We start from the raw sequence: 23,766 nt of genomic DNA, 5'->3' as shown, positions 1-23,766 counted from the left end.
TAAGATGCCCAGCCTGTTTGACCCGATCGATCTCGGCGCGGTGCGCGCACCCAACCGGGTGCTGATGGCGCCGCTGACCCGCGGCCGCGCGACGCGCGAACACGTGCCCACCGCGATCATGGGCGACTATTATGCCCAGCGCGCCGGTGCCGGCCTGATCATCACCGAAGCGACCGGCATCAGCCGCGAAGGGCTCGGCTGGGCCTATGCGCCGGGCCTGTGGACCGACGCGCAGACCGAAGGATGGAAGCCGGTGGTCGAACAGGTCCACCGCGCCGGCGGGCGCATCTTCGCGCAATTGTGGCACATGGGCCGGCTGGTCCATCCCGATTTTCTCGATGGCGCGGCGCCCTTGTCCTCGTCCGCGACCCAGGCGCCCGGCGCGGTGCGCACCTATCTCAGCCTCGAGGAAAGCGAGAAGGCGAAGCGCGGCTATGGCATGGCGCGCGCCGCGACGCTGGACGACATCGCCCGCGTCCTCGACGATTATGCGCGCGCGGCGCGCAACGCGCGTGCCGCCGGGTTCGACGGAGTCCAGCTCCATGCCGCGAATGGCTATCTGATCGACCAGTTCCTGCGCGACGGCGCCAACCTGCGCGACGACGATTATGGCGGCAGCCCGGAAAACCGCGCACGCCTGTTGCGCGAGGCGGTCGCGCGGCTGATCGACGCGGTCGGCGCGGACCGGGTGGCGGTGCGCTTCAGCCCCAATGGCGATACGCAGGGCGTGATCGACAGCGACCCCGAATCGGTGTTCGTCCCCGCCGCCAAATGGCTCGACGATCAGGGCATCGCGTTCCTCGAGCTGCGCGAGGTCGGCCAGGAGGGCACGTTCGGCAGCACCGACCAGCCCAAGGTCGGCCCGGCGATCCGCCGCGTCTTCACGCGCCCGCTGATCCTCAATCAGGATTATCGCGGCGACAACGCGCAGGCCGCGCTCGACGCCGGGCTGGCGGACGGCATCGCGTTCGGACGGCCCTTCATTTCCAACCCCGATCTGGTCGATCGGCTGCGCACGGGCGCGGCACTGACGCCCGACGTGATGGCGCACTGGTACAGCCGCGGCACCGAAGGCTATACCGACTATCCGGTGCTGGCGGAGGCGGCTTGAGCGCTCGGAAGTTGCTGATCCGGTCTCTCCGATCCAGTTTCTGCACCGCCCGTTCGTTTCGAGCGAAGTCGAGAAACGCGAGCCTGATCCACCCTATCTCTCGTCACCCCGGCCTTGCGCCGGGGTCCCGCTCTCGCTCGTTTGCGCGTGAAGGCGCGGGGCCCCGGTCGAGCCCGGGGCGACAATCTGGCTGAGATCGAGGCTATGCCCGCCCGTCACGCATCGGGGCGCGACCAGATCCACAACCCGCTGATCACCGCCACGCTGATCGGCACGAATCGCCAATATCCGGGCAGCAGGAAAAGGCCGATGACCCCGCTGCCCCCAAGCATCGCGGTCGACATCCATTTGCCATAGCGCGGGATGGCGCCGTTGCGCCGCCACGCATGAATGGGCGGGCCGAAATGGCGGTGGTCGAGCAGCCACGCCTCGAAGCGGGGGCTCGACCGCGCGAAGCAAAAGGCCGCCAGGATGACGAACGGCACCGTCGGCAGCAGTGGCAGGAACACGCCGATAAAGCCCAGGGTCAGCGCGATGATGCCCGCAGTCAGGTAAAGGATGCGAACCATTCGCAACCCGTGCCACGAAGCGCGGGGCAAAGCGAGCGTTTAGCGCCCCGGGGTCATGCCGCGCGGCGGGCCCGCCACTGCGCCGCGCTCTGCCCCCACGCATCGACGCGGAACCGGTCAAGCGGCGGCGGCAGCGTCACCGGGCCGCCATTCTCGGACCCAAGGCGCCGCGCGAGCGCGATCGACCGCGCATTGTCGGGATCGATAGTGTGGATGATGTGATCCCACCCGAGGATGTCGACCGCATAATCCATGCACGCGACCGCCGCCTCATGCGCATAGCCGCGCCCGGCGACCTCCGGAGTTACGCCCCAGCCGACTTCGGTGCCCGGCCACCCCTCGGGCTGCCACGGCCCGATCCGGCCGATCCAGCGCCCGGTCGCCCGCTCGACGACCGAAAACATCGCAAAGCCGCGGATCGACCAAGCGCCACGCATTGCCGCCAGCTCGCGCCATGCCTCCGCGCGCGACTTGGTGCCGCCCAGGAAGCGCATCGTCGCCTCGTCCGCCGCGAACGCGGCCCAGCCGTCCAGGTCGGATGCTTGCGGCAGGCGCAGCACCAGCCGCTGCGTGAACAGGATCGGCTCGCTCACGCGAACCGCTGGCGCAGTTCCAGCATCGCCAGCGCGGCCTTGGCGGCCTCGCCGCCCTTGTCCTTCTGGTCGGGGCGGGCGCGGACCAGCGCCTGTGCCTCGTTCTCGACGGTCAGGATGCCGTTGCCGATCGCGACGCCGTCCATGCTGAGCGCCATCAGCCCGCGCGCGCTTTCACCCGCGACGATCTCGAAATGATAGGTCTCGCCGCGGATGACGACGCCGAGCGCGACGAACGCGTCGTAGCGCCCGCTTTCGACCGCCAGCGCCACCGCGCCGGGCACTTCCAGCGCGCCGGGCACCGTCACCGTCTCATGCGCGTGCCCCGCCCCGTCGATCGCGGCGCGCGCGCCCGCAAGCAGCAGGTCGTTCAGATGGTCGTAGAATCGCGCCTCAACGATCAGCAGCCTCGCCATTTACCTCACTCCCCCGTGCCGCAATCGATCGGCCGTTCGCCGACGATCGACAGGCCATAACCGTCCAGCCCGACCATCGTGTGGTGCGTATTGGTCAGCAGGATCATCTCGCGCACGCCCAGTTCGGTCAGGATGGTCGCGCCGACGCCATAGTCGCGCAGCTCCTCCATGTCGCGCGGCGCGAGCGCCCCTATGCGGGCCTGAAGCGCGACCGAGAAGGAATCGACCCGGGTCGGGCTGATGACGACGACGATGCCCGCACCGGCTTCGCCGATCATCTCCATCGACCGGCGCAAAAGGCCGGCGCGGTCGCCTTCCTCGCCAAAAATGTCGCCGAACGGGTTGAGCGCGTGCATGCGGACCAGCACCGGCTGCGACGGATCGATCCGCCCCTTGACCAGCGCGACCTGTTCGCTGCCGGTCGCCTTGTTCCAGAAGGTCATCGCGGTCCATTCGCCGCCCCACTGGCTGACGAACCTGGCCTCCGCGCGGCGCTCGACCAGATGGTCGTGGCGGCGACGATAGGCGATCAGGTCGCGGATCGTTCCGATCTTGAGGTTGTGGAGCTGGGCGAAGGCGACCAGGTCGTCCATCCGCGCCATCGTGCCGTCGTCCTTCATGATCTCGCAGATCACGCCCGCCGGGTTGAGCCCGGCCAGCCGCGACACGTCGACGGCGGCTTCGGTATGGCCGGCGCGCACCAGCACCCCGCCCTCGCGCGCGACCAGCGGAAAGACATGGCCGGGCGTCACTATCTCGTCCCGGCCCTTCGACGCGTCGATCGCGACCGAGATGGTGCGCGCGCGGTCGCCCGCCGAAATGCCGGTCGTGACGCCGTCGCGCGCCTCGATCGACACGGTGAAGGCGGTTTCGTGCCGCGTGCCGTTGTTGCGGCTCATCAGGTCGAGGCCGAGCTCGTCGATCCGCGACTTGGTCATCGCCAGGCAGATCAGGCCGCGGCCGTAGCGCGCCATGAAATTGATCGCATCGGGCGTCGCCATCTGCGCCGGGATGACCAGGTCGCCCTCATTCTCGCGATCCTCGTCATCGACCAGGATGAACATGCGTCCGTTGCGCGCCTCGTCGATGATTTCCTCGGGCGTCGAAAGAAAGGCGTGGCGCAGCCGCGACAGTTCAGCCTCTTGCACGATAATGCTCCATGCGTTGCAGGTAGCGGGCGAGCACGTCGATCTCCAGGTTGACGGGCCGGCCGGCTGCGAAATCCCCGATCGTGGTGACGGCGGCGGTGTGCGGGATGATGTTCAGGCCAAAGCGCGTGCCGTCGGCCACATCCTCGACCGCATTGACGGTCAGCGACACGCCGTCGACGGTAATCGATCCCTTCGCGGCGATGAACGGGGCGAGTTCGGCGGGCGCATGGATGACGATGCGGTGCGATCCGCCCTCGGGCGTGACCGACACGATCTCGCCCACGCCGTCGACATGGCCCGTGACGATATGCCCGCCCAGCTCGTCGCCCAGCTTCATCGCGCGCTCCAGGTTGAGCCGCGCGCCCGCGCGCCACTGGTGCGCGGCAGTGCGCGACACCGTTTCGCCCGACACGTCGACCGCGAACCAGCCGCCGATGCCCTGCGCCCCCGTCGCCGGCGCGCCCTTGTCGACGACGGTCAGGCACACGCCCGAACATGCGATCGACGCGCCCAGATCGACCGACGACATATCGTAGCCGGTGTCGATGACGAGGCGCAGGTCGCCGCGATCCTCCGCCGTGCGGACCGTGCCGATATCGGTGATGATGCCGGTGAACATCGCTTCCCTCAATTCCTGACGCGCTCGTAGACCTCGACCCGGTCGCTGCCAAGCATCCGCGTGTCGTGCGCCTGCCAGCAGCCGTGCGCGGCATTCAGGTCGGTCAGGCCGATGTCGGGCAGGCCGCGTGCTCCGCCGATCACGATCGGCGCGCGATAGATCAGCAGCCGGTCGACCCGGTCGGCGGCGAGGAACGCCGCCGCCGTCACCGCGCCGCCCTCGACCATCAGATGATTGCCGGGCAATGCGTCGATCCGCTCGACCGCGTCGATCGCGGTCCAGCCAGCCGCATCATCGGGCAAGGGATGGCGGGTCAGCACGATGCGCGCCGGCGATCGCGACGCCAGCCCGGGCAGCCGTACGTCGAGGCGCGGGCGATCGGCGTCAAAGGTGCCGCGCCCGACCAGGATGGCGTCATGGCGGCTGCGCTCGACCTGCGCGTGCGCGCGCGCCGCCTCGCCGGTGATCCACTGGCTGCGTCCGTCCGCCATCGCCACCCCGCCATCGAGCGACAGCGCGAGCTTGAGCGTGACGTGCGGACGACCCAGCTGCTGGCGGGTGAGAAACCCGGCCAGCGAGCGCCGCGAGGCGGAATCGTCAAACAGGACGACGTCGACCCCGGCGTCGCGCAGCCGCGCCGCCCCCCTGCCGTCGGTGCGCGGATCGGGGTCGCGGACACCGATGACGACGCGGACGATGCCCGCCGCGGGGATCAGGTCGGCGCAGGCCGGACCGCGCGGCGACGCATGCGCGCACGGCTCCAGCGTCGTGTAAAGCGTCGCCCCCCTCGCCCGTGCGCCCGCCCGCTCGATCGCCCGCGCTTCGGCATGGGGGCGACCGCCCGGTTGGGTCCAGCCGCGCCCGACGACCACGCCGTCGCGCACGATCACACAGCCGACCGCCGGGTTGGGTGCGCTTCGCACCCGCGCGCGTTCGGCCAGCGCCGCCGCTGCGGCCAGCCAGCGCCGATCGTCGCCTGCGTTCAGATGCCGAGCCGCTCGAGCCGGTCGTCGAGCCGCTTGAACTCGGCCTGGCGCTTCAGCTGGCGGGCGCGCAGCTCGGCCGCTCGCTTCTTCTCGGCGATCAGATCGGCCTTCTGCTGGTCGATGATCTCGCGGTCGGTGCGGCTGAGCGGCCAGCTTTCGACATACAGCACGTCGCGCTTGTACGTCGGCGGGATCGCCGCATCCTTGTAGAGGGCGAACAGGATCGTGCCGGTCACCGCGAAAGAGATCACCATGAACCCGATTTCGTGCGGCTTGCGCAACGCCAGGAAGCGACGAAGGTCGCGCCAGGCGCGCAACGGCGAAAGGGAGCGGAGAAACGACATCGCGCACCAAGATAGGGTGGCGGAGCCGGTGAGGCCAGCCCCGCGCAACTGCACCCCCGGCAAGCTCAGCTTTCGAGCTGGAAACGCACGGTCATCTCGCGCCACGCCTCCACCGCGACGCCGTCGCGTGTCGCCGGGCGGAACCGCCAGTATCTGAGCGCGCGGTCGCGCGTCGCGTCGAAGAACGCATCGCTGGTCGCAAAGCTGCGCTCCACCGCCTTGACCCGTCCGTCGGTGCCGATCAGCACGCGCACCGTGACCCGTCCCTCGTTTTCCGCGAAGCGTTCGCGCGACGGATAGATCGGCTGGAAGGCGTCGGCATAGCGGGGATCCACCCGCGCATCGACGAACACCGGCGCCGGCTTGACCGGTTCGATCGCGGTGCCCGCGCCGGTGCCGGTGCCGCCTTCGATCCCGCTGCCCGGAAAGACATCGCCCGTCGGCGTCACCACGTCGGTGTCGAGCAGATTGGGGCTGGGCTCGATTGGCTTGACGATTGGCTCGCGGACCATCGGTTTGGCGGGCGGCGCGGGCGTCTCGATCTTGCGCTCCACCGGCTTGGGCAGCGGTTCGGGCGGCACCGGGTCGAGCGGCACGAAGATCGTCTTCGTTGTGCGATCGATGATCTTCGTCGCGTCGACTGCACCGATCGCGATCATCACCATGACCATGCCGCTACTCAGCGCGAACGCGCCGGCCAGCGCGACCGGATCGATCCGCTTCCTGCCCAGATAGCCTGCACCCATCTTGCATCTCCCACGCCTCAAGGAAGTGCAATGTTACATCATCTCGTCATCCGATGATATAGAATTACATGACGCACTGCAGCGTGGCAGTGGCGGTGCCCCCGGTTCGACCAGGGTTACGCGGTGCGCGGCCGTACGCCGGGTCTAGCCGGCAGCGGCGGCGAGCCGCGCGATCGCGCGGTCACGACCGATCAGCGGCAGCAATTCGGCCATGTCCGGGCCGTGCTCGCGCCCGGTCAGCGCCAGTCGCAGCGGCAGGAACAGTGCGCGCCCCTTGCGCTCGGTTGCCGCCTTCAGCCCGGCGGTGAGCGCCGCCCAGGGCGCATTCGACCAGTCGATCTCCCCCGCCATTTCGGCGGCGCGGCGAAGAAAGTCGCGGTCTGCGTCAGCCACCGCGCCGATCGCCGGCGCCGATTCGATCACGCGCCACCAGTCGGCGGCGTCGGCCACCCTTTCCAGATTGGGGCGGATCGCCTGCCACGCGGCTGCGTCCATCCCGTCGGGCAACCGATGGCGGACGGCGGCATAGTCGAGCTGATGGATCAGCCGGGCGTTGAGCTGCGCCAGCTCCGCCTCGTCGAAGCGCGCGGGTGCACGTCCGAAGTGCGACAGGTCGAACTGCTCCGCCAGCGCCTCTGCACTGGCAAAGGGCCTGACCGGATCGCTGGTGCCAATCCGCGCGAGCAGCGACAGGATCGCCATCGGTTCGATGCCGTCCAGCCGGAACTGGTCGCAGCCCAGCGAGCCCAGCCGCTTGGACAATTTGCCCTCCGCGCCGGTCAGCAGCGCGACATGCGCAAAGCGCGGGGGCGCGGTGCCCAGCGCGGCGAACATCTGCAGTTGCGCGGCGGTGTTGGTCACGTGATCCTCGCCGCGCACCACGTCGGTGATGCCCATGTCGATGTCGTCGATCACCGAAGGGAGCAGGTAGAGCCACGACCCGTCGGCGCGGCGGACCACCGGATCGCTCATCAGCGCGGGGTCGAAACGCTGCGGCCCGCGCACGCCGTCATCCCAGACGATCGGGCCGTCATGATTCATCCGGAACCGCCAGTGCGGACGCACGCCCTCGCCCTCCAGCCGCGCGCGATCGTCATCGCTCAGCTTCAGCGCGGCGCGATCATAGACGGGCGGCAGCCCTCGCCCGAGCTGCACCTTGCGCTTGAGGTCGAGTTCCTCGGGCGTTTCATAGGCGGGATAGACGTGCCCGGCCGCCGCGAGCTCGCGGAATCGCCGCTCGTAAAGCGCGAAGCGGTCCGACTGACGCACTTCGGCATCCGGACGCATGCCCAGCCAGGCCAGGTCGTCGCGGATCGCCACGACATGGCCCTCGCGCGACCGTTCGGCGTCGGTATCGTCGATGCGCAGCAGAAAGCGCCCGCCCGCACGGCGCGCCGCCATCCAGTTGAGCAGCGCGGTGCGCAGGTTACCGACATGCAGCTGCCCGGTCGGGCTGGGCGCGAAACGCGTGATGATCGTCATGGGGGTGCGCTCTATGCCGCGGCTGGCGGCGCGGCAATTCGCAATTCAGCGCGCCGGGTGCACAGTCCGTTCGCAGACCCGCCGCCCTCGGCCTTCCCTTGTTCTGTCCCCCCTTCGTCACCCCGGCACGAGTCCGGGGTGACGAGGAGATACAGGTCGGGCTTCGCGTGCCGAGCAAGGTCGCTCCCTGCCGCGCCCCCTTCCCGTCGCGTGAAAGCACGCTAAAGGGGGCGCAGACCCCAAACTGTCATGGAGACGCGTCGGCATGAAGCTGCTGGCCGGCAATTCGAACCCGCCCCTTGCCGAGGCGATCGCGGGCTATCTGGAACTGCCGTTGACCGCGGCCAATGTGCGCCGTTTCGCCGACGAGGAAATCTTCGTCGAAGTGCTGGAAAATGTGCGTGGCGAGGATGTGTTCGTCCTCCAGTCCACTGCCTATCCCGCCAACGACAATCTGATGGAGATGCTGATCATGATCGACGCGCTGAAACGCGCGTCGGCCAAGCGGATCACCGCGGTCATCCCCTATTTCGGCTACGCCCGCCAGGACCGGAAGCCGGGGCCGCGCACCCCGATCTCGGCCAAGCTGGTCGCCAATCTCATCACCGTCGCCGGCGCCGATCGCGTGCTGTCGGTCGACCTCCATGCCGGCCAGATCCAGGGCTTTTTCGACATCCCGACCGACAATCTCTACAGCGCGCCGGTGATGTCCGCCGACATCGAGACGCGCTTCGGCGACAAGAACCTGATGGTCGTCTCCCCCGATGTCGGCGGCGTGGTGCGTGCCCGCGCGCTCGCCAAGCGGCTCGGCAACGCGCCGCTCGCCATCGTCGACAAGCGCCGCGAGCGACCCGGCGAATCGGAGGTGATGAACATCATTGGCGACGTCGCGGGACGGTTCTGCGTCCTGATCGACGACATCGTCGATTCGGCCGGCACGCTCTGCAACGCCGCGGCGGCGCTGAAGGCGGCGGGCGCGGAAGGGGTCGTCGCCTATTGCACGCACGGCGTCCTGTCGGGCGGCGCGGTGGCGCGCGTCGATGCCTCGGCGCTCGAGGAGTTGGTCATCACCGATTCGATCGGCAACCATGCGATCGTCACCGGCGCGCAGCGGATCCGCCATCTGACCATCGCGCCGCTGCTTGCCGAGGCGATCCGCCGCATCGCCGAGGAAGCGTCGGTCTCCAGCCTGTTCGATTAGCCGCGGCCGGCGGTCAGCCGCAGCAGCACCAGCACGCCCGCCGCCACGAACCCGGTCAAAGCCAGCACGGCATAAGTCAGCGTTTCCAGCAGGCGCGCGATCCGCTCGATCGCGCCGTCGCGTGCGGCACCCGACATCGCGACGGGCCGCTCGCCCGGCGACGGCGGCGTCGGCGCTGCATCTTCGTCCCCGGCACGCCCGTCGGTCAGCAGTGGCGCGTCGGGTGCGGAGGGTACCGGCATCGACACACTGTTGCCGGTGGCGCCTTCCCCGGCACCGACGGGTGTCGTCGCCGACAGCGACGCGATCGCCTGGATCAACGCAAAGGTGGCGAGCCCGCTGACGATCAGGAACAGCGTGCGCCCCAGCCAGTCGGCGATGCTCACGCCTCGACTTCGTCCAGCACCGCCGGATTGACGCGCACCGGCGCGCGGACACCCGCGCGGCCACGCCGCTTCAGCTCGGCCTTCAGCGCCTCGGGCTTCGGCGCCCACAGGAATCCGAAGCTGACCGTGCCGTGCTTGGTCTCGACCGCATGGTGCAGCCGGTGGGCGGAGATGATCCGCTTCATATAGGCCGACTTCGGCAGATAGCGGTGGTTCAGCCGACGATGGACGATGATGTCGTGAAAGCCGAGATAGATCGCGCCATAGCCCGCGATTCCCGCACCGACCCATAGCGTCCATTCCGGCCAGCCGGCATAGACGCCACCCACCAGCAGCGTGATCGACGGGGTCGCGAACAGCACGAAATACAGGTCGTTCAGCTCCCAGTTGCCGGTGCGCGGGCGGTGATGGCTTTCGTGCAGGAACCAGCCCGGCCCGTGCATCAGCCAGCGATGCGCGACATAGGCGAATCCCTCCATACCCAGGATGGTCGCGACGAAGATAAGAAGGCCGGTTGCGAGCTGCATGAGCGCGATATAGCGATGCCGTCCGATGAACGCGAGACGTCCTGAAGCCCGGGTGATGCGTGTTGCCACGCTTGCGGCCGCGTTGCTCGCCCTGACCGGCTGTGCCGTCCCGGAGGCCCGGCTGCGCAGCGGGCTGCAACGCGCCGGGGTGCGGCCGGCGCTCGCCGCCTGCATGGCCGAACGGATGGTCGACCGGCTGTCGCTCGCCCAGCTCGCGCGGCTCGGCGACCTGCCCGATGCTGACGAGTCGCGCGACGTCGGCGAATTTCTTCGCCGGGTGCGCGCATTGCGCGACCCCGAAATCCTTGCCGTTACGTCAAGCTCGGCGGCGCTGTGCGCCACCGGCATCGCGCGCTGATCGGGCCGGCGGACGCATGCGTCTTTCCCCCGGCACGGGTTTGATTCACGCCCGCCACTGTGCTTTAGGCCACCGCAATCACCCGCGCTGATCGAGGAAGGCCGCACCCCATGAACATCCATGAATATCAGGCCAAGGAACTGCTGGCGAAGTTCGGTGTGCCCGTGCCCGCCGGTCGTGCCGCGATGAGCGTCGAGGAGGCCGTGGCGGCATCGAAGAAGCTGCCGGGGCCGCTTTATGTGGTGAAGGCCCAGATCCATGCCGGTGGGCGCGGCAAGGGCAAGTTCAAGGAATTGCCGCCCGAGGCCAAGGGTGGCGTCCGCCTCGCCCGCACCGAGGACGAGGTGCGCGCGGCAGCGAGCGAGATGCTCGGCAACACGCTGGTCACGATCCAGACGGGCGAGGCCGGCAAGCAGGTCAACCGCCTCTACGTCACCGACGGCGTCGACATCGATCGCGAATTCTACCTCGCGCTGCTCGTTAACCGCGCCAGCGGCCGGATCGGCATGGTCGTTTCGACCGAGGGCGGCATGGACATCGAAACCGTCGCCCATGACACGCCGGAGAAAATCCACACGATCGACATCGATCCCGCGACCGGCTTCATGCCGCATCACGGCCGCGCCGTCGCCGCCGCGCTCGGCCTGACCGACGACCTCGCCAAGCAGGCCGCGTCGACCGCATCGAAGCTCTACGACGCGTTTCTGGGCACCGACGCCGCGCAGATCGAGATCAACCCGCTCGCCGTCACCAAGGACGGCAAGCTGATGGTGCTCGATGCCAAGGTCGGCTTCGATTCGAACGCGATGTTCCGTCACAAGGACCTGATGGACCTGCGCGACGAGACCGAGGAGGACCCGGCGGAGCTCGAAGCCTCGAAATACGACCTCGCCTATATCAAGCTCGACGGCGACATCGGTTGCATGGTCAACGGCGCGGGCCTCGCCATGGCGACGATGGACATCATCAAGCTCAACGGCATGTTCCCGGCCAACTTCCTCGACGTCGGCGGCGGCGCATCGAAGGAGAAGGTGACGGCCGCGTTCAAGATCATCCTGAGCGATCCGGCGGTGAAGGGCATCCTGGTCAACATCTTCGGCGGCATCATGCGTTGCGACATCATCGCCGAAGGGATCGTCGCCGCGGCCAAGGAAGTGAACCTGTCGGTGCCGCTGGTCGTCCGCCTCGAAGGCACCAATGTCGAACAGGGCAAGGCGATCCTGGCCAATTCGGGCCTGGCGATCGTGCCCGCCAACGACCTGGGCGATGCGGCACAGAAGATCGTGGCGGAAGTGAAGCGGGCGGCGTGAATGGGAATGGTCAGTGGCATTGCGTCCCTACTACTATTGACCGTCGCCATCATCGGCCCGATCGTCGTGTTGATTTTTGGCGCTCGTCTCGTGAAGTGGTTGCTCATCGCATTGTTCGTGGCAGGAACTGTCGGAATACCGCTGGCCGCCGCGAGTGAACCCGTTGAATTTCGAGGATCGGCACTCATCATAAGCGTGCTGATTTTCACTTTTGGACTTGTTGCAATTAACATCGCTGGCGCGTTGAAAGCGCCGAGGAGAGTGCAATGAAGGTGCTGGTGCCCGTCAAGCGCGTGCTTGACTATAACGTAAAGCCCCGAGTGAAGGCCGACGGGTCGGGCGTCGACCTCGCCAACGTCAAGATGAGCATGAACCCCTTCGACGAGATCGCGGTCGAGGAAGCCATCCGCCTGAAGGAAAAGGGCGTGGCGACCGAGATCGTCGTCGTTTCGGTGGGCGAAGCCAAGGCCCAGGAAACGCTGCGCACCGCGCTCGCCATGGGCGCCGACCGCGCGATCCTGGTCACGCATGACGGCCCGGTCGAGCCGCTGGGCGTCGCCAAGCTGCTCGCCAAGATCGCGGCCGAGGAGGCGCCCGGCCTGATCATCCTGGGCAAGCAGGCGATCGACGACGACAACAACCAGACCGGCCAGATGCTGGGCGCACTGCTCGGCTGGGCGCAGGGCACCTTTGCCAGCAAGGTCGAGGTGAGCGGCGAGACCGTGGCCGTCACGCGCGAGATCGACGGTGGCCTCGAAACCGTATCGCTCAAGCTGCCGGCGATCGTTACCACCGACTTGCGGCTCAACGAACCGCGCTACGCCTCGCTGCCCAACATCATGAAGGCGAAGTCAAAGCCGCTCGCGCAGAAGACCCCGGCCGATTACGGCGTCGACCTGACCCCGCGGCTGACCGTCGTGTCGGTCGCCGAGCCGCCCAAGCGTCAGGCAGGCGTCAAGGTTGCCGATGTCGATGAGCTGGTGACGAAGCTGAAGGCGATGGGAGTGGCGAAGTGAAGACTCTGGTTCTGGTCGAACATGACGGTCAGTCCGTCAAGGATGCCACGCTCGCCGCGGTGACCGCTGCGGGCAAGCTGGGCGAAGTCCATCTGCTCGTCGCGGGTGAAAATGTCGGCGCGGTTGCCGGCGAAGCCGCGAAGATCGCGGGCGTCAGCAAGGTGCACGTCGCCGACGATGCGGCCTTTGGCCATGGGCTGGCGGAAAACGTCGCGCCGCTCGCCGCCGAGCTGATGGGCCATCACGACGTGTTCGTGGCTCCCGCCACCACCAGCGGCAAAAACATCGCGCCGCGCGTCGCCGCGCTGCTCGACGTCATGCAGATCTCCGAGATCCTGTCGGTCGAGGGGCCCGACACCTTCACCCGCCCGATCTATGCCGGCGCGGCGATCGCGACGGTGAAGTCGTCGGACGCCAAGAAGGTCATCACCGTGCGCGGCACCGCGTTCGACAAGGCCGCGCGCGAAGGCGGCAGCGCGGAGATCGAGAATGTCGCCTCCACCGGCGACAAGGGCCTGTCGAACTTCGTCTCCGCCGAGCTCGCCCAGTCGGCGCGGCCCGAGCTGACCAGCGCCAAGGTGATCGTCTCGGGCGGTCGCGCGCTGGGGTCGGAAGAGCAGTTCCACGCGCTGATCGATCCGCTCGCCGACAAGCTCGGCGCCGGCGTCGGTGCCAGCCGCGCGGCGGTCGACGCGGGCTATGCCCCCAACGACTATCAGGTCGGCCAGACCGGCAAGATCGTCGCCCCCGAAGTCTATGTCGCGGTCGGCATCTCGGGTGCGATCCAGCATCTGGCCGGCATGAAGGATTCAAAGACGATCGTCGCGATCAACAAGGACGAGGACGCCCCGATCTTCCAGGTCGCGGACCTCGGCCTGGTCGGCGACCTGTTCAAGCTCGTCCCGGAGCTGACGGAGAAGCTGTGATTGCAATCGTGAGTGCCGACGCGCTCACCTTCGATCGCGATGGGGCGGTGCGACATTCTCGCGCCGCCCTTTCGATTCTTGATCACCTCGCGCACCTTGCCAGCCAGCTTCCGCAGGACTGCGCGGGCACTCGGATCGCAAAGGTGCCGCTGCTCGCGACCTTGATCCAGCCGGGCGGCGTCGCTGACGGGATCGCGAAAGCCTATCTCGGCCGCGGGGCCAGACCGGTTCGCGCGATCCTGTTCGACAAAACCGCGCGGCAGAACTGGGCGCTCGGATGGCATCAGGACCGGACGATCTGGGTTCAGTCCCGGCATGACAAATCCGGCTTCGCGCCCTGGACCGTCAAGCAGGGACTAGTCCATGTCGAACCGCCCTTCGCACTGATCGAACGGATGATCACGCTGCGTCTCCACCTCGATCCTGTCCCGGTCGACAACGCGCCGCTGCTGATCGCACCGGGCTCACATCGGATGGGTCGGATTGCCGAGCGCGACATAGACGGGGTCGTTGCGCGATGCGGCGCGCACGCCTGCCTCGCCGAACCTGGCGATATCTGGGTCTATGCGACGCCCATTCTGCATGCGTCGCATCCCGCACAGGGCGCGCGGCGGCGAGTGCTCCAACTCGACTATTCGACCGATCGGCTGCCCGCGCCGCTGCAATGGGGCATGTCCGGCACCGAACATGGTCGTGCCGCCACATGAACCGCCCGACCCCCGACCCCGTCGGCCCGGGCCAGGAAAGCGTATGGGATTATCCCCGCCCGCCAATCGTTGCGCCGGCGCGCGGGCATGTGGTCATCCAACATCGCGGCGTGACCGTCGCCGATACCCGCGCGGCGCTGCGCACGCTTGAGACCAGCCACCCGCCGACCTATTACCTGCCGCCCGACAGCGTTGCGCCGGGCCTGCTGCGCACCGCGGCAGGGTCGAGTTTCTGCGAGTGGAAGGGCTGGGCGCGCTATTTCGACCTGGTGTTGCCCGACGAAACAGTCGCCGGCGTGGCATGGAGCTATCCCGATCCGACGCGCGGCTTCGCGGCATTGCGCGATCACCTCGCCTTCTACGCCGCGCCGCTCGACGCGGTGACGATCGACGGGGAGCAGGTGACCCCCCAGCCCGGCGGTTTTTATGGTGGCTGGATCACCCGCAACCTCGCCGGCCCGTTCAAGGGCGTGCCGGGCAGCCGCTTCTGGTGAACGGGCGGCACCGTGAATTCCCCTGATGTCGCGCGCGGCGGGCTGCTATGCGACGCGAGCCACACACCATGACCGTAGGAGACGAGCAATCCCCACGCACCGCATCGCCGTCGTCCAGGCAGGCAGTACCCTGTTCGACACCCCCGCCACGCTCGACCGCATGGCGCGGCATGTCGCTGCGCTGAAGGATGCGGGGGTCGAGCTTGCCGTCTTCCCGGAAGCCTATGTCGGCGGGTATCCCAAGGGGCTCGATTTCGGTGCGCGGGTCGGGTCGCGCACCCCGGCGGGCCGCGATGATTTCGCGCGCTATCATGCCGCCGCCATCACCGTACCCGGACCCGAAACCGCACGGATTGGTGAAATGGTGGCCGCCGCCGGGCTGACGCTCGTTACCGGCGTCATCGAACGCGATGACGGCACGCTCTATTGCACCGCGCTCACCTTCGGCCCCGACGGCACGCTGATCGCCCGCCACCGCAAGCTGATGCCGACCGCCAGCGAGCGGCTGATCTGGGGTCAGGGCGACGGGTCGACGCTGCCGGTGGTCGACACGCCGGTGGGTCGCGTCGCGGCCGCGATCTGCTGGGAAAACTATATGCCCGCGCTCCGCCAATATTATCACGCCGCGGGCGTTCAGTTCTATTGTGCGCCGACCGTCGACGATCGCGACATGTGGCCCGTGTCGATGCGCCACATCGCCTATGAAGGCCGCTGTTTCGTGCTCAGCGCCTGCCAGTTCATGACCCGCGCCGATGCCCCCGCCGACTATGACTGCATCCAGGGCAACGACCCCGCAACCGTGCTCATCCGCGGCGGCAGCATGATCGTCTCGCCGTTGGGGGAGGTCCTGGCCGGCCCGGTCTATGGCGCGGAGGCGGTACTGGTCGCCGATATCGACCCGGGCGACATCGCGCGCGGCAAGTACGACCTCGACGTTGCCGGCCATTATGCGCGACCCGACATCTTCGAGCTGCGCGTCGACACCCGCGCCCGCCCGCCGGTCCGCGCAACCGACGGATAGCCGCGCGGTCGGGGGTGTTTCAGCGGGGCTGAAAACGAGTCTAGAACCCGCTCAGGAAGCTCGCGACGTTCGCGCCCAGCGCGTCGACGGCATAGCCGCCCTCCATCACGATCACCGTCGGCCACCCGCACGCGGCGATGTCGCGTGCAATCGGGGCATAGTCGGCGGTGGCCAGCCGGAAATGGCTGATCGGATCGCCGACGAACGTATCCGCGCCGAAGCTGACCACGAGCAGCCCTGGCGCGAAACGGGCGATCGCATCGAGCGCGGTCGCCTGCGCCGCGCGGAAGGCGTCGATCCCGGTGCCCTGCGGCAGCGGCAGGTTGAGCGTCGCGCCCTCGCCCGCGCCCGCGCCGACCTCGTCGCCGTGCCCCCAGTAGAAGGGATAGTCGGTCGCCGGATCGGCATGGACGCTGGCGTAGAACACATCGCCGCGTTCCCAGAAGATGTCCTGGGTGCCATTGCCGTGGTGATAGTCGATGTCGAGGATCGCCACCCGCGCCACGCCGGCATCGCGCGCCGCCTGGGCCGCGACGGCGGCATGGTTGAGGTAGCAATAGCCGCCGCAATAGTCCGCACCCGCATGGTGGCCGGGCGGACGCGACAGGGCAAAGGCCGTGCGCTCGCCCGCCAGCACCGCGTCGAGCGCCGACAAGGCCGACTGGGTCGCGCCATAGCTGGCGGCATAGGTCGCCGCCATGATCGGGGTCGACGCATCGAAGCTGAACTGGCCGATCCGCGCGTCGATGCGGCTGAGCTTCAGCGACCGCCGGCCGACCACCGGCCAGACATAGCCGATCACATCGCCGCCGCGCCCCGCCGCCGCCCACTCGGCCGCCGCACCCTGCAGGAAATCCAGATAGTCGCCGCCATGCACCGCGCGGATCGCGTCGTCGCCATGATCGACCGGCGGTGCCGCCCCGCCGATTGCATCCAGGATGGCGCGGGCACGCGCGGGAACCTCGGCATAGGGCGTCCAGCCGCCATTGTGCAGTTCCTGCACGGGCGCGTGGGCAAGCTGGGCGGGATCAAAGAAGGCGCGCATGCGATCAGAGCCCCGCCACTTCGCGCAATGCTGCTTCCTGCTTGGCTGCGCGCTCGGCCGCGGTGTCCGCGCCGCGCAGGATCAGGTAGCCCGCGACCGCCGACAGGATCGACCCGAGCAGCACGCCGATCTTGACCTCGTCGATCAGCAGTTCGTTGCCGGGAAAGGCGAGGCCGCCGATGAACAGGCTCATCGTGAAACCGATGCCGGCCAGCATCGCGACGCCATAAATCTGGGTCCAGCTGGCCCCGCCCGGACGTTCGGCGATGCCCAGCTTCACCGCGCCCCAGATCGCCGCGAAAATCCCGAACTGCTTGCCCAGGAACAGGCCGAGCAGCACCGCGAGCGGCAGCGGTTCGAAGATGATCGCGGGGCTCAGTCCGGAAAGCGAGACCCCGGCATTGGCAAAGCCGAACACGGGGACGACCAGATAGGCGACCCAGCCGTGCAGCGCATGCTCCAGCCGGTGGAGCGGCGACTCATGCGCGTCGGGCGTGCCGGGCGTCTTGACGATCGGGATCATCATCGCGGTCAGCACGCCCGCGATCGTCGCGTGGACGCCTGACAGGAAGACGAAGTACCACAGGACCAAGCCGAGCAGCAGATAGGGCCAGAGCCGCAGCACGTTCGACTTGTTGAGCGCGTACATCACCGCCATCACCACCGCCGCGCCGAGCAGCGCCAGCGACTTCAACCCCGCCGTATAGGCAAGCGCGATGATCAGCACCGCGCCCATGTCGTCGACGATCGCGACCGTGGTCAGGAACAGCTTGAGCGACGCGGGGGCGCGCTTGCCCAGGATCGCGAGCACGCCGATGGCGAACGCGATGTCGGTCGCCGCCGGGATCGCCCAGCCCTGCGCCAGCGCCGCGTCGCCGCGGGTCACCGCCAGATAGACCAGCGCGGGCACGACCATGCCGGCGGCCGCCGCGATGAAGGGCAGGCGGCGGCGCTCCCAGGTGGCGAGCCGCCCGTCGACGAACTCGCGCTTGATCTCGAGCCCGACGAGCAGGAAGAACACCGCCATCAGCGCGTCGTTGACCCACAGGTGGATGGTCATCGGCCCGTATTTCGGACTGATCACCGGCCCGGTTTCCAGGTGGAGCAGGTGGAAATACGCTTCCGACATCGCGTCCAGATTGGCGATCACCATCGCCAGCGCCGCCGCCGCGATCAGGATGATCCCGCCGGCCGCCTCGCTTTTCAGGAACTGACGCAATGCCGAATTGCCGCCCCGGCGTGCCGTCATCCCGCTTCCCCCGTCCATTGCCTTGTCCGACCCTCGTAGATGCTGGCCCCGGTCGAGAAAACCCCTTACCGAGCGCAAGATGGAGTTGCCCCACATGGTCGCCCGGCTCAACCCGATGTTCCGTTGGTGGCTCGACCATGTCGTGACCAGCGTCGACCACAACCGCGTCATGGACCGGGTGCGCGACGATGCGGGGTGGAGCGGCCGATACGCCTTCATGGTGCTGATGTCGGCGGGCATCGCGGTGCTCGGGCTGCTGCTGTCGTCGCCGGCGGTGGTGATCGGCGCGATGCTGATCTCGCCGCTGATGGGGCCGATCATCGGGCTGGGCTTCGGCCTGGCCACCTTCGATTCGGACGAGATCCGGACTTCGGCGAGTGCGCTGGCGCTCGGCACGGTGCTCGCGATCCTGTTCACCGCCGCGCTCGTCCTCATCTCGCCGCTCCAGAACGTGACCGACGAGATCGCGGCGAGGACCAGGCCCAACCTGTTCGATCTGATGGTCGCGCTGTTTTCCGCGCTCGCCGGCGCCTATGCGATGGTGCGCGGACGCGAGGGCACGGTGGTGGGCGTGGCGATCGCCACCGCGTTGATGCCGCCGCTCGCGGTCGTCGGCTTCGGCCTGGCGACGACCAACTGGACGGTGTTCGGCGGCGCGTTGCTGCTGTTCCTCACCAACCTGATGACGATCGCGCTCGCCGCCGCGGTGATGGCGCGGCTCTATGGCTTCGGCTCGCACCTGACGCCGCAGCACACCCTGTTGCAGACGGTGCTGGTCATCGGCAGCTTCGTCGCGCTGGCGATCCCGCTCGGGCTGTCGCTGCGCCAGATCGCTTGGGAGACCGCGTCGTCACGGACCGCGCGCGAGGTTGTTGCGGCGCAATTCGCCGGCGACGCGCGGCTGAGCCAGATCGAGATCAACTATGCCCGCGATCCGATCAGCGTCGCCGCCGTGGTGCTGACCCCCAAGATCGAGCCGCAGGCCGAGCGCGCGGCGGCGGCCCGGCTGACCGACCTGCTCGACCGGCCGGTGCGCGTCAGCCTGGAACAATATCGCGTCGGCACCAGCGCGCAGGCGGAGGCCGCGCAGATCGCGGCGGCGCGCGGCGGGCCGGCCGGGGCCGCGGGGGACCGCGTCACCCAGCGCATCGTTGCCCAGCTGGCGGTCGCCGCCGGCGTGGCGAGCGACCAGATCCTGGTCGATCCGGCCAATCACCGCATCCTCGTCAACGCGACCCCGTTGCCCGGCGCGACGATGGCGGCCTATCGCACGCTGGAGGCGCGCGTCGGCAGCGGCGCCAGCGGCTGGTCGGTCGAGCTTGTGCCGCCGATGGTCGCGCTGGGGCCCGTCGGCTTTGACGGCGACGAACCCGATACGGCGGGTGCAGATGCGATCGCCACCGCGATCTGGGCGGGGCAGCGGCTGAAGCTGCCCGTCACCGTCACTGGCCCCGCCGAGCCCGCCGGGCTGGTCGCCGAGCGGCTGACCGCAGCGGGGGTCGCCGCGACGGTCGAGCCGGCGGGCGGCGAGGTGCGGCTCGCCTGGGCGCTGCCGGTGGAGTGAGCCGGTCCTGATAAATCCGTCACCCGGGTCGAGCCCGGGGCGACGAACAGGGTTCAGCCGTCCGCGCCCGCTTTCGCCAGCGCGTCGGCGATCAGCCTGCGGCTGTTCTCGATGCCGTAGAGCGCGATGAAGCTGCCCATGCGCGGGCCCTGCGCACTGCCGAGCAGCGTTTCATAGAGCGCGCGGAACCAGTCGCGGAGATTGTCGAACCCGGCGGTCTTGCCGATCTCGTACACCTCGTTCTGGATCGCTTCGGCATCGGCACCGGCGGGCAGCGCGGCGAGCACCGCGTCGAGACGGCGCAGCGCCTCGATCTCGACTCCTTCGGGCGCGCGGCGGACCAGGGTGGGGGCGACGACATCGCGGTTATAGGCAAGCGCCCGGTCGATCAGCGCGTCGAGCGCGGGATGGCTCTCCGGCGTCGCATCGGCGACATAGTTGCCGAGATAACCCCACACCTGCGCACGCGTCGCCGCCGCACCCATCACCCCGACCAGGTTGAGCAGCAGGCCGAACGTCACCGGCAGTCCGGCGACCGGCGGCGGGCCGTTGTGGATGTGGTGGACCGGATTGCCGAGCCGTTGTTCGACCGGCTGGTCGGCATAGTTGCCCGCGAACTGCCAATAGTCGTCGACCGCACGCGGGATGACGCCCATGTGCAGCGCCTTCGCCTTTTTCGGCTCGCGATAGATGTAGAAGGCCAGGCTCTCGTCGGTGCCATAGGTCAGCCATTGGTCGAGGCTGAGCCCGTTGCCCTTGGACTTCGAGATCTTCTCGCCCTTCTCGTCCAGGAACATCTCGTAATTGAAGCCCTCGGGCGGGCGGCCGCCGAGCACGCGGGCGATCTTGCCCGACTGAATGACCGAATCGATCAGGTCCTTGCCCGCCATTTCGTAATCGACGCCGAGCGCCACCCAGCGCATCGCCCAGTCGACCTTCCACTGCAGCTTGGCCCCGCCCGACAGGATCGACTGCTCGATCACGTCGCCGTCGTCGGTGAAGCGCACGATCCCCGCATCGGCGTCGACGACCTCGACCGGGACCTGGAGCACCACGCCCGACTTCGGGCTGATCGGCAGGACGGGCGAATAGGTCGCCCGGCGCTCGGCGCGCAGCGTCGGCAGCATCACGTCCATGATCGCCTGATAGTGGCGCAGCACCGCGCGCAGCGCGTCGTCGAAGCGGCCGGACGTGTAGTAATCGGTCGAAGACGCGAAGACATAGTCGAAGCCGAAGCGGTCGAGAAATTCGCGCAGCATGGCATTATTGTGCGCAGCAAAACTTTCGAACCGGCCGAACGGGTCGGGCACCCGTGTCAGCGGATGTCCCAGATATTGCTGCAGCATTTCGGGGTTGGGGACATTGTCGGGCACCTTGCGCAGGCCGTCCATATCGTCGGAAAAGGCGATCAGCCGGGTGGGCTGATCCGACAGGGTTTCAAATGCCCGCCGCACCATCGTTGTGCGCAGCACTTCGTTGAAGGTGCCGATATGCGGCAGCCCCGAGGGGCCGTAGCCGGTTTCGAACAGCACCGCGTCGACCCGTCCATCCTTGGCCGGCTTGCCGTCGGGGTAGCGCTTCAAAAGCTTGCGCGCCTCCTCAAAGGGCCAGGCCTTGGAATCGAGCGCGGCGGCGCGGAGTGCGGAATCAATCTTGGTCATGGTGCGATGCCCTTGGCGCGAAGCGGCGCGAATCGCAAATCCGGGTGTGCGGGCGGATGCGCCGGGGCAAGCGAAGTTGCGGAAGTTGCGGGCTGTGACAGCTTTTGCACCCCCCGCGCCGCGGGCCGTGCGGAAAGGCGGCGGGGCGAGCGTTTGGCGGTGCGCATGACGCGACGCTGGCACGTCGCACCGATGCAGGACAGCCGGTCCCGTCAGCAGGCGGATTGCGGCGAAATGCCGCGTGTGGGCGCATCGTCAAAGGTGCGCGCGAGCAGCGGGCCGAGCGCAAAGGGTTCGACGACGTAGGCCTGCCGCCAGTCGGGCGCGAAGCGATCGAGCATCTCCGCCTCCGCCGCGCCGAGCGCGTAGAAGGCACCGCGTTTCCAGATGCCCAGCCCCTGCGCGCGCGCCGATTTCAGGCTGACGCTGAGCCAAAGGCGACGGTCGCGCGCGGCGCGGCGCAGCTTGGATGATTGCGCACCCGCGACCCGCGCGAACTGAAGCTCGGTCCAGCGCGCCACCCCCTCCTGCCCCAGCTGGAATTCGAGATAGCAGCGGTCGCGGGCGTCGAGGCGGCCAGTCACCTCGCCCCTTGCAGCGACATAGGCCGTGGCGGCCGCGCGCGCGGCATCGGGCGTGGTCGCGGACAGAAATTCCCCGGCCAGATCGTTCAGCCGGGCAATGCCCGCCGCCACCGCCGGATCGGCGTAGGGAAAGGGATGATCGAGCATCCACGCCGCATCGGACGCCGTGCCGCGCAGCCGTGCGTCGGCGCGGTCGCGCGCGGCGGCAAAGCCCGGCAGAACCTGCTGATACTGGTGGAACTGCTCGTGCAGCAGGGTGAGCAGCCAGTCGGTGCCGGTGCGGCCCGTGGCCCTGGGCAGGCCGATGACGACCAGCGGCACGCCGTCCTCGTCCAGCGTGGCCTCGCTATCGACATCATAGCGGCGCGGACGGACCTGCATCGCACAGCCGCTGACGGCATCGTCGCCGATCGCGATGAAACCCGGTGTGGGCGCCGCACAGAACAGCGTCTCGCGCGCTGCCTCGACCAGCAGGATACGTTGCGGCGCGCGCGACAGGCCGGGCCACACCGCGTCGCCGTGCCGCGCGATGAGGAGGCGCGCATCGCGGATGATGGCGCGCACGTCGCGCGGCGGCGGCGGCTCGGTGGGCGGCGGTGCGAACCAGGCGAGCGTGAGCATGAGAGCAAGGTGGATCAAGTCAACTCCCCTGATTGGCAGGCTCGCCCGAACGGCAGGCCGCGCGAGCGACACCGCGCCCGCAATCCTTCCTTAAGCACCATCGCCGCATGTTGCGAGAATGAGCGCGAAGTTCGTCGCCCTGACCGCGATCCTGTCCACGCTCACCTTTGGCGGGGTGTGGTTCGGCATGGGCCAATTCAGCGACCCCAGCGCTGCCGTCACCGCATCAACGGCGGACGCGTCGGCCGCCATCGAACAGTCGGTCTATTATGCCGGCTGCAATTCGGTCCGCGCGGCGGGTTCCGCCCCGCTCTATCGCGGCACGCCCGGCTATCGCGAGGAGATGGACGGCGACGGCGATGGGGTGGCGTGCGAACCCCATCGCGGTGACAGTGGTGGCGGCGGCTATAGCAGGCGGCGCGGACGGCGGCGCTGAGCGGAAGCAAGCTCGCCCGAACTGGTGGCGCTGCAACTTTGTTCATTCAGGATCGATCGGATTGCTGAAGCCGGCAAACGGCGGCAACTTGTGTGGATGAAGCGATACGCGCTGCTGCTGATTGCGTTTGTCGCTGCCTGCTCGAATGAGCAGGAGCAAGGTCAGTCGTCCAAGGCGCAGGCTGACCCGCCCACATCGGTGGTCAAGGCGCGAATCCCCTTGGCGGGCCGCGTGACGGATGCCGCCGACATCATCGATCCAGGCACAGAGGCAGCGCTCACCGGCCAACTGGCCGCACTCGAACAGGCGACGGGTCATCAGATGGTGGTCGTGACCGTCACGTCGCTTGCTGGACAGGATGTCGCCGACTTTACGCGCGACCTGGGCAATGCGTGGGGCATCGGCCGCAGGAACCATGACGACGGCGTGGTCGTCCTGATCGCACCGAATGAACGACAGGTTCGGATTGCGGTCGCACGCGGTCTGGAGAAAGCGCTGCCAGATGCGCTTTGCAAGGCGATCATCGACGCGCAGATGCTGCCACACTTTCGTGCCGGCCAACTGCAACGCGGGATTGAGGCGGGGGTCAGCGTATTGATCCAGACGCTGATGAAAACGACGAGAACTCGGCCGTAAATCGAAT

At 68.3% G+C, this 23,766-nt stretch carries 28 protein-coding genes; 13 read left to right on the top strand and 15 right to left on the bottom strand.

Annotated features, from left to right (window positions below; all coding sequences use genetic code 11):
• The first annotated feature begins 4 nt into the window (after positions 1–4).
• Entirely contained in the window at positions 5–1,111 is a 1,107-nt protein-coding gene (locus GO308_RS12240; protein WP_240885623.1) for an alkene reductase, read from the top strand.
• A gap of 215 nt (positions 1,112–1,326) precedes the next feature.
• On the opposite strand, the gene GO308_RS12235 is transcribed toward GO308_RS12240, so the two are convergent.
• The 9 genes from GO308_RS12235 to gltX form a co-directional block, all read right to left on the bottom strand.
• The gene (locus tag GO308_RS12235) at positions 1,327–1,680 is read right to left on the bottom strand and encodes a YbaN family protein (RefSeq protein WP_240885622.1); all 354 of its coding nucleotides are present in this window, start codon (positions 1,678–1,680) and stop codon (positions 1,327–1,329) included.
• Between the two features lie 53 nt (positions 1,681–1,733).
• The gene (locus GO308_RS12230) at positions 1,734–2,273 is read right to left on the bottom strand and encodes a GNAT family N-acetyltransferase (protein WP_066549868.1); all 540 of its coding nucleotides are present in this window, start codon (positions 2,271–2,273) and stop codon (positions 1,734–1,736) included.
• Entirely contained in the window at positions 2,270–2,689 is a 420-nt protein-coding gene (ribH, locus tag GO308_RS12225; protein WP_240885621.1) for a 6,7-dimethyl-8-ribityllumazine synthase, read from the bottom strand. The genes GO308_RS12230 and ribH overlap by 4 nt, the downstream gene beginning before the upstream one ends.
• Positions 2,690–2,694: 5 nt before the next feature.
• A complete protein-coding gene (gene ribB / locus GO308_RS12220; protein ID WP_240885620.1) occupies positions 2,695–3,837 on the bottom strand; it encodes a 3,4-dihydroxy-2-butanone-4-phosphate synthase in 1,143 nt (380 codons plus the stop codon).
• Entirely contained in the window at positions 3,824–4,459 is a 636-nt protein-coding gene (locus GO308_RS12215; protein ID WP_240885619.1) for a riboflavin synthase, read from the bottom strand. Before GO308_RS12215 ends, ribB begins: the two co-directional genes overlap by 14 nt.
• A gap of 8 nt (positions 4,460–4,467) precedes the next feature.
• A complete protein-coding gene (gene ribD, locus GO308_RS12210; protein WP_276616571.1) occupies positions 4,468–5,445 on the bottom strand; it encodes a bifunctional diaminohydroxyphosphoribosylaminopyrimidine deaminase/5-amino-6-(5-phosphoribosylamino)uracil reductase RibD in 978 nt (325 codons plus the stop codon).
• On the bottom strand, positions 5,442–5,789 hold the full coding sequence (locus GO308_RS12205) for a dimethyl sulfoxide reductase anchor subunit (protein WP_240885617.1): 348 nt from the start codon (positions 5,787–5,789) through the stop codon (positions 5,442–5,444). Before GO308_RS12205 ends, ribD begins: the two co-directional genes overlap by 4 nt.
• A gap of 65 nt (positions 5,790–5,854) precedes the next feature.
• Positions 5,855–6,535, bottom strand: a complete 681-nt coding sequence (locus tag GO308_RS12200) for a TonB family protein (protein ID WP_240885616.1) — start codon at positions 6,533–6,535, stop codon at positions 5,855–5,857.
• 144 nt (positions 6,536–6,679) lie between these two features.
• Positions 6,680–8,017 (bottom strand): glutamate--tRNA ligase, encoded by a 1,338-nt coding sequence (gltX, locus tag GO308_RS12195; RefSeq protein ID WP_240885615.1) that lies wholly within the window; start codon positions 8,015–8,017, stop codon positions 6,680–6,682.
• Between the two features lie 265 nt (positions 8,018–8,282).
• Between gltX and GO308_RS12190 the strand changes: the two genes are divergently transcribed.
• On the top strand, positions 8,283–9,218 hold the full coding sequence (locus tag GO308_RS12190) for a ribose-phosphate pyrophosphokinase (RefSeq protein WP_066480713.1): 936 nt from the start codon (positions 8,283–8,285) through the stop codon (positions 9,216–9,218).
• Here GO308_RS12190 and GO308_RS12185 read toward each other — a convergent pair.
• Together GO308_RS12185 and GO308_RS12180 are read right to left on the bottom strand one after the other, a co-directional pair.
• Entirely contained in the window at positions 9,215–9,604 is a 390-nt protein-coding gene (locus GO308_RS12185; protein ID WP_240885614.1) for a hypothetical protein, read from the bottom strand. The two genes, GO308_RS12190 and GO308_RS12185, sit on opposite strands and share 4 nt — an antisense overlap.
• A complete protein-coding gene (locus tag GO308_RS12180; protein ID WP_066480709.1) occupies positions 9,601–10,131 on the bottom strand; it encodes a sterol desaturase family protein in 531 nt (176 codons plus the stop codon). Before GO308_RS12180 ends, GO308_RS12185 begins: the two co-directional genes overlap by 4 nt.
• Positions 10,132–10,186: 55 nt before the next feature.
• Between GO308_RS12180 and GO308_RS12175 the strand changes: the two genes are divergently transcribed.
• The 8 genes from GO308_RS12175 to GO308_RS12140 all read left to right on the top strand — a co-directional run bounded on the left by GO308_RS12175 (position 10,187) and on the right by GO308_RS12140 (position 15,963).
• The gene (locus tag GO308_RS12175) at positions 10,187–10,489 is read left to right on the top strand and encodes a hypothetical protein (RefSeq protein ID WP_066480707.1); all 303 of its coding nucleotides are present in this window, start codon (positions 10,187–10,189) and stop codon (positions 10,487–10,489) included.
• Positions 10,490–10,599: 110 nt separating this feature from the next.
• Positions 10,600–11,799 (top strand): ADP-forming succinate--CoA ligase subunit beta, encoded by a 1,200-nt coding sequence (gene sucC, locus GO308_RS12170; protein WP_240885613.1) that lies wholly within the window; start codon positions 10,600–10,602, stop codon positions 11,797–11,799.
• 36 nt (positions 11,800–11,835) lie between these two features.
• On the top strand, positions 11,836–12,069 hold the full coding sequence (locus GO308_RS12165; RefSeq protein WP_240885612.1) for a hypothetical protein: 234 nt from the start codon (positions 11,836–11,838) through the stop codon (positions 12,067–12,069).
• Positions 12,066–12,815 carry an electron transfer flavoprotein subunit beta/FixA family protein gene (locus GO308_RS12160; protein WP_066480702.1) on the top strand — a complete coding sequence of 250 codons (750 nt, stop codon included), beginning with the start codon at positions 12,066–12,068 and terminating at the stop codon, positions 12,813–12,815. Before GO308_RS12165 ends, GO308_RS12160 begins: the two co-directional genes overlap by 4 nt.
• Positions 12,812–13,741 carry an electron transfer flavoprotein subunit alpha/FixB family protein gene (locus tag GO308_RS12155; protein WP_240885611.1) on the top strand — a complete coding sequence of 310 codons (930 nt, stop codon included), beginning with the start codon at positions 12,812–12,814 and terminating at the stop codon, positions 13,739–13,741. Before GO308_RS12160 ends, GO308_RS12155 begins: the two co-directional genes overlap by 4 nt.
• Positions 13,742–13,884: 143 nt before the next feature.
• The gene (locus tag GO308_RS12150) at positions 13,885–14,448 is read left to right on the top strand and encodes a phytanoyl-CoA dioxygenase family protein (protein WP_240885610.1); all 564 of its coding nucleotides are present in this window, start codon (positions 13,885–13,887) and stop codon (positions 14,446–14,448) included.
• Positions 14,445–14,942, top strand: a complete 498-nt coding sequence (locus tag GO308_RS12145; protein ID WP_240885609.1) for a DUF427 domain-containing protein — start codon at positions 14,445–14,447, stop codon at positions 14,940–14,942. The genes GO308_RS12150 and GO308_RS12145 overlap by 4 nt, the downstream gene beginning before the upstream one ends.
• A 25-nt stretch (positions 14,943–14,967) precedes the next feature.
• A complete protein-coding gene (locus tag GO308_RS12140) occupies positions 14,968–15,963 on the top strand; it encodes a carbon-nitrogen hydrolase family protein (RefSeq protein WP_240885608.1) in 996 nt (331 codons plus the stop codon).
• Positions 15,964–16,003: 40 nt separating this feature from the next.
• Here the strand turns inward: GO308_RS12140 and GO308_RS12135 are convergent, their stop codons facing one another.
• Both GO308_RS12135 and nhaA read right to left on the bottom strand, forming a co-directional pair.
• The gene (locus tag GO308_RS12135; RefSeq protein ID WP_240885607.1) at positions 16,004–17,008 is read right to left on the bottom strand and encodes a histone deacetylase family protein; all 1,005 of its coding nucleotides are present in this window, start codon (positions 17,006–17,008) and stop codon (positions 16,004–16,006) included.
• Between the two features lie 4 nt (positions 17,009–17,012).
• Positions 17,013–18,257 carry a Na+/H+ antiporter NhaA gene (gene nhaA, locus GO308_RS12130; protein WP_240885606.1) on the bottom strand — a complete coding sequence of 415 codons (1,245 nt, stop codon included), beginning with the start codon at positions 18,255–18,257 and terminating at the stop codon, positions 17,013–17,015.
• A gap of 79 nt (positions 18,258–18,336) precedes the next feature.
• On the opposite strand from nhaA, the gene GO308_RS12125 reads away from it, so the two are divergent.
• Entirely contained in the window at positions 18,337–19,821 is a 1,485-nt protein-coding gene (locus tag GO308_RS12125; RefSeq protein ID WP_240885605.1) for a DUF389 domain-containing protein, read from the top strand.
• Positions 19,822–19,874: 53 nt separating this feature from the next.
• Here GO308_RS12125 and GO308_RS12120 read toward each other — a convergent pair whose 3' ends face one another.
• Together GO308_RS12120 and GO308_RS12115 are read right to left on the bottom strand one after the other, a co-directional pair.
• Complete coding sequence (locus tag GO308_RS12120; protein WP_240885604.1) at positions 19,875–21,482, bottom strand: lysine--tRNA ligase; 1,608 nt, start codon at positions 21,480–21,482, stop codon at positions 19,875–19,877.
• Positions 21,483–21,694: 212 nt separating this feature from the next.
• Complete coding sequence (locus GO308_RS12115) at positions 21,695–22,705, bottom strand: hypothetical protein (RefSeq protein WP_240885603.1); 1,011 nt, start codon at positions 22,703–22,705, stop codon at positions 21,695–21,697.
• A gap of 100 nt (positions 22,706–22,805) precedes the next feature.
• Between GO308_RS12115 and GO308_RS12110 the strand changes: the two genes are divergently transcribed.
• Positions 22,806–23,123: an excalibur calcium-binding domain-containing protein gene (locus GO308_RS12110; protein WP_240885602.1), complete on the top strand. Its 318-nt coding sequence runs from the start codon at positions 22,806–22,808 to the stop codon at positions 23,121–23,123.
• 24 nt (positions 23,124–23,147) lie between these two features.
• Entirely contained in the window at positions 23,148–23,759 is a 612-nt protein-coding gene (locus GO308_RS12105) for a TPM domain-containing protein (RefSeq protein WP_240885601.1), read from the top strand.
• The last annotated feature ends 7 nt before the right edge of the window (positions 23,760–23,766 follow it).

It is taken from the genome of Sphingomonas sp. SFZ2018-12 (assembly GCF_022496715.1).
GTDB lineage: Bacteria > Pseudomonadota > Alphaproteobacteria > Sphingomonadales > Sphingomonadaceae > Sphingomonas.
This window is presented reverse-complemented; position numbering and strand designations above follow the sequence as displayed.